We start from the raw sequence: 846 nt of genomic DNA on the forward strand, positions 1-846 counted from the left end.
GCCTTGGTCTGCCGGGTGGCGGGAGGGGCCGAGGCAGAGAGGCGGTTGGCGGAGGGGCTGAGTGACGGCTGCCGTGGGCTGGGTGGCGTGTGCCGTCTGCCGACTTCCCGGGCGACGGCGGGCCCCGTGTGCCCCGGGGGACGACGGCCCCGGACTGCCCGGGGGCCCCGTACCTCAGGAGGTGCGGCCCCCGGAGGTACGGCCTCCCGGGTGGCCCGGTGGCCCGGTGGCCCGGTGGCCCGGTGGTCCGGTGGTCTGGTGGCCCGGCGGGCCAGTGGCCGGAGTGCCGGGGGATGGCTCCCCGGGGCCGGGTAGTTGGAGTGCCGAAGGTACGGCACGCCGGGTGGCCGGGTGGCCGGGTGGCCGGGTGGCCGAGAGACCGGGTGGTCGGGAGGTCGGGAGGGCGAGAGGGCGAGAGGTCGGGAGGCCGAGAAGCTGGGAGGTCGTGTGGATTTGGGGTTGAGGCCAAGCCCTCTCACGTCGTAGCCAGTGCCTCCGTAGGTGACAGCCTCGCTGCTCGTAGCGCCGGGTACAGGCCCGCCAGTGCGCCGATCAGCAGCGTCGCGCCCACTCCACCCGCCGCCGCCCAAGCCGGGACCACCGTCGGCCACGACTGGTACAGGGCATACGACGCCGTCACCGCCGTCCCCAGTACCGCCCCGCCCAAGCCGCCCAGCGCCGACAACAGCAGCGACTCCGACAGGAATTGGACGCGGATCTGCCCCCTAGTCGCGCCCAGTGAGCGGCGTAGGCCGATTTCCGGGCGGCGTTCCAGGACCGAAATCACCATCGTGTTTGCCACCCCCACCCCGCCCACCAGCAAGGCCACCGCTGTCTCTTATACAG

At 73.5% G+C, this 846-nt stretch carries 1 pseudogene; it reads right to left on the reverse strand.

Annotated features, from left to right (window positions below):
- Positions 1-475: 475 nt before the first annotated feature.
- Positions 476-832: pseudogene (locus tag G5C51_RS42240) on the reverse strand (ABC transporter permease); the annotation flags it as partial.
- Positions 833-846 lie beyond the last annotated feature (14 nt).

The organism is Streptomyces coryli, assembly GCF_011044975.1.
In the GTDB taxonomy this organism is placed as follows: Bacteria; Actinomycetota; Actinomycetes; order Streptomycetales; family Streptomycetaceae; genus Streptomyces; species Streptomyces coryli.